3 protein-coding genes and 1 pseudogene are annotated in these 3,579 nt (G+C 70.9%); 3 read left to right on the top strand and 1 reads right to left on the bottom strand.

Annotated features, from left to right (window positions below):
* Positions 1 to 600: DUF72 domain-containing protein (locus NON22_RS21875; RefSeq protein WP_257389121.1), on the bottom strand; the 600-nt coding region annotated here is incomplete at its 3' end.
* 361 nt (positions 601 to 961) lie between these two features.
* Between NON22_RS21875 and NON22_RS21870 the strand changes: the two genes are divergently transcribed.
* The 3 genes and pseudogenes from NON22_RS21870 to NON22_RS21860 all read left to right on the top strand — a co-directional run.
* Positions 962 to 1,747, top strand: coding sequence for a 4'-phosphopantetheinyl transferase family protein (locus tag NON22_RS21870; RefSeq protein ID WP_257389120.1), 786 nt, complete (start codon positions 962 to 964; stop codon positions 1,745 to 1,747).
* 180 nt (positions 1,748 to 1,927) lie between these two features.
* Entirely contained in the window at positions 1,928 to 3,349 is a 1,422-nt protein-coding gene (locus NON22_RS21865) for an MATE family efflux transporter (protein ID WP_257389119.1), read from the top strand.
* A gap of 18 nt (positions 3,350 to 3,367) precedes the next feature.
* A pseudogene (locus NON22_RS21860) lies at positions 3,368 to 3,579 on the top strand (hypothetical protein); the annotation flags it as partial.

Raw genomic sequence — 3,579 nt, 5'->3', positions numbered from 1 at the left:
CGCGGCCGCGACGACGGCCGGGTCGGCAGCGACGCGCGCGACACGCCGCGCGAGGAGCACGGCGTCGGCGCCGCCGGTGAACCACGTTGCATGCCGCGGCTCCAGGCACAGTGCGCCGGAGTGGCGTTCGCGCAGTGCGCGCAGGAAACCGTCGGCAACCCGCGGATCGAAGGCGAGCGACGGCGGCAGCTGGACCAGCAGCGCGCCGAGGCGCCGGCCCAGTCCGTTCACTTCGTCGAGGAACGTGTCCAGCAAGGCTTCGCAGCCGGCGAGCCGGCGTTCGTGCGTGATCGTGCGCGGCAGCTTCGCCGCGAAGCGGAAATCGTCGGGCACGCTCGCGGCCCAGCGCTCGTAGGTGCTGCGCCGGTGCGGCCGGTAGAACGAGGAATTGATCTCCACGGCCGGGAATACCGCGGCATAGCGCGCGAGCTGGCTCGCGCCGTCCGGGAATCGATCCTGCACCGCACGCGCGAGCGACCAGCCGGCGCAGCCGATGCGCAGCGTGCCCGCGTCCCGGTACGACGGCGCGAGCGGCGGCATTGCGCCGTCCGGCGATTCGCCGCGTCGGGAGTGATGCGGCATCGACGAGCGTTCCGCCATGGCGACTCCGGGAAGTCAGGACGATTCGTTCCCGGCAATGGCCGTGCCAGGCGCCGCGCGGCGCCGGGCGTGCAGGCCAGGGCGGCCCGTTCGCGACCAGTCGCTCACATCGCCTGCGCAATCGCGCTCATGCCGGCGCAATGCACGATGCGGCACGGATGCCGCGGTGCCGTCGAAAGCCGCTGACACCGGTTGTCATCAGCCGGCAGCGGACGGACGCGCGTTCGCCGCAGGGCCTCTCCTGCGCCTTTGTCGCGTCGTTCGCGCAGGCCGGGCGACGATCGGTTATGTTCCGCGACCACCCGTGCGGCCGCGTTCCGGCGGCCGGCGACTACCGGGCCTGCGTCACGGAGCGGCTGCAATGAAGGCGGATCTGGCCGTCGCCGACGGCGTCGATGTCTGGCTGGCGTTCTACAACGAGATCACGGACGCAGCGCTGCTGGAGCACTTCAGCAGCCTGCTCAGCCGCGCCGAGCGCGAACAGGAAGCCCGCTTCCATTTCGCCGACGACCGCCGGCGCTATCGCGTGACGCGTGCGCTGCAGCGCACCGTGCTGTCGCGCTACGCGCCGGTCGCGCCGACCGACTGGTCGTTCGCGACGAACGACTACGGCTGCCCGCGCGTCGCGGCGACGCATGCCGCGGCGGCCGGCCTCTCGTTCAACCTGTCGCACACACGCGGCCTGATCGCGCTGGCCGTCACGCGGGACCGCGCCGTCGGCGTCGACGTCGAGAACCTCGCGGTGCGCGAGGTGGCCGTCGGCATCGCCGACCGCTTCTTCGCGCCGGTCGAGGTCGAAGCGCTGGCCGCGGTGCCGGCCGCGCAACAACAGCACCGCTTCTTCGAGTACTGGACGTTCAAGGAGGCCTACATCAAGGCGCGCGGCATGGGACTCTCGCTGCCGCTGGACAAGTTCAGCTTCCGCTTTCCCGAACAGGGCGCGGTGCAGCTGGCCGTCGATGCCGAGCTCGGCGACGACGCCGGCCGCTGGCGCTTCGCCCAGTACCGACCGACGCCCGAGCATCTGCTCGCGCTCTGCGTCGAGCACGGCGGCCCGCTGCGGGCGCCGCCCGTGCGGCTGCGCAAGGTCGTGCCCGCTGTCGGCCACGAAGACCTCGAGCTCGAACCGCTCAAAATGACCTTGTGACAAGCGGCAGAAATGGCAAAGTGGCCATGAATACCTGCGCACCTTGCAAACTTGTAGTCAATTGACGATACACTCCGCCGCTGCGCGGAGCCGTCATCCGGGGAGGAGCGGACCCGGCGCCGGCCGTGTCGTACCGCAGCGGTCTCCGCCGCTCCGTCCTGCCTCCTGCACGAGGAAATCATGTCGTCCGAAGCGACCGAACTGGCCGCGGCGCCGCCGCCGTCCTGGTGGCGGATAGCGATCCTGGCGCTTCAGGGCAGGCGTCACGACTACACCACCGAATCGCTCGATCGCGCCGTCCTGCTGCTGGCGGTGCCGATGGTGCTGGAAATGCTCGCCGAGTCGGTGTTCGCGGTCGTCGACACCTACTGGGTCTCGCGGCTCGGCAGCGAAGCCGTCGCGGTAGTCGGTCTGACCGAAGCGGTCATGACCCTGATCTACGCCGTCGCGATCGGCATGAGCTTCGCGGCGACGGCCATCGTCGCGCGCTACGTCGGCCGCGCCGGATCGGGCCGCGCCGCGGCGCAGATCGCCGGCCAGATCATCACGGCCGGCATGATCGCCTCGACCGTCGTGGGCATGACCTTGTGCTGGTTCGCGGCCGACATCCTGCGCCTGCTCGGCGGCGAGCGCGTCGCCGAGCTCGGCACCGGCTTCGCCCAGGTGATGTTCGCCGGCAATCTCAGCGTGTTCCTGATGTTCCTGATCAACGCGATCTTCCGCGGCGCCGGCGACCCGGCGATCGCGATGCGCGCGCTGTGGCTCGCGAACGGCATCAACATGCTGCTGGCGCCGTGCCTGATCTTCGGCTGGGGACCGTTCCCGGAAACCGGCGTCATCGGCGCCGCGCTCGCGACGACGATCAGCCGCGGCATCGGCGTGCTCTACCAGCTCGGACACCTCTGCGGCGCGCGCTCGGCGATCGGCGTGGGCCTGCGTCACCTGAAGCCGGTCGCGGCCGAGCTGCGCCTGGTCACCGTGACGGCGCTCAGCGGGATCGCGCAGATGGTCGTCAGCACGACCAGCGGCATCGGCCTGTTCAGCATCGCGGCGCTGTCGGGCACGGCGGCGCTGGCCGGCTGCGCGATCGCGCTGCGCGTGGTGCAGTTCTTCCTGATGCCGGCGCTGGGTCTCGCGCATTCGGGCGCGACCCTGGTCGGCCAGAACCTCGGCGCCGGCAATCCGGAGCGCGCGGTCGCCGCCGTGCGGATCGCGGCGCGCTACAACATGATCTTCCTCGGTTCCATCGGCGTGCTGCTGTTCGTGCTCGCGCCGTGGATCGTCACCTTGTTCAGCCGCGAGCTCGCCGTCGTCGACGAGGCCACGCTCGCGCTGCGCATCGTCGTGATCGCGTTTCCGTATTACGCGGCCGGCATGTGCCTGCAGGCCGCCTTCAACGGCGCCGGCGACACCTGGACCGCGGCGCGGCTGAATTTCTTCTGCTTCTGGATCGTGCAGGTGCCGCTGGCCTGGGTGCTCGCCGTCGTGCTGGAGATGGGCGCGACCGGCGTCTACCTGTCGGTGCCGATCGCGTTCGGCCTGCTGACCGGCCTCGCGGCGCTGCTGTTCCTGCGCGGCCGCTGGAAGAAGCATGAACTCTGATCCGTCGCCGAGGTTCCCGTGAACGCCCAGATCGCGCCTTCGCCGCACGCCGTGCCCTTGTCGGACGCCACGGCCGCCTTCCTGCAACGCCCCAAACAGCTGCTGATCAACAACCGCTGGGTCGAGGCCGCATCGGGCCAGCGCATCGCCGTCGAAAATCCGGCGCGCGGCGAGACGATCGCCACCGCCGCCGCCGCGGGCGCCGCCGACGCCGACAGCGCCGTCGCGGC

Source organism: Tahibacter caeni (assembly GCF_024609805.1).
In the GTDB taxonomy this organism is placed as follows: Bacteria; Pseudomonadota; Gammaproteobacteria; order Xanthomonadales; family Rhodanobacteraceae; genus Tahibacter; species Tahibacter caeni.
Note: the sequence above shows the minus strand (reverse complement) of the source record. Positions and strands in the feature narration are given on the sequence as shown.

Excerpts from the sequence above, each read along its gene's own strand:
- NON22_RS21870 (WP_257389120.1), top strand. The coding sequence starts at position 962 with ATGAAGGCGGATCTGGCCGTCGCCGACGGCGTCGATGTCTGGCTGGCG.
- NON22_RS21865 (WP_257389119.1), top strand. The coding sequence starts at position 1,928 with ATGTCGTCCGAAGCGACCGAACTGGCCGCGGCGCCGCCGCCGTCCTGG.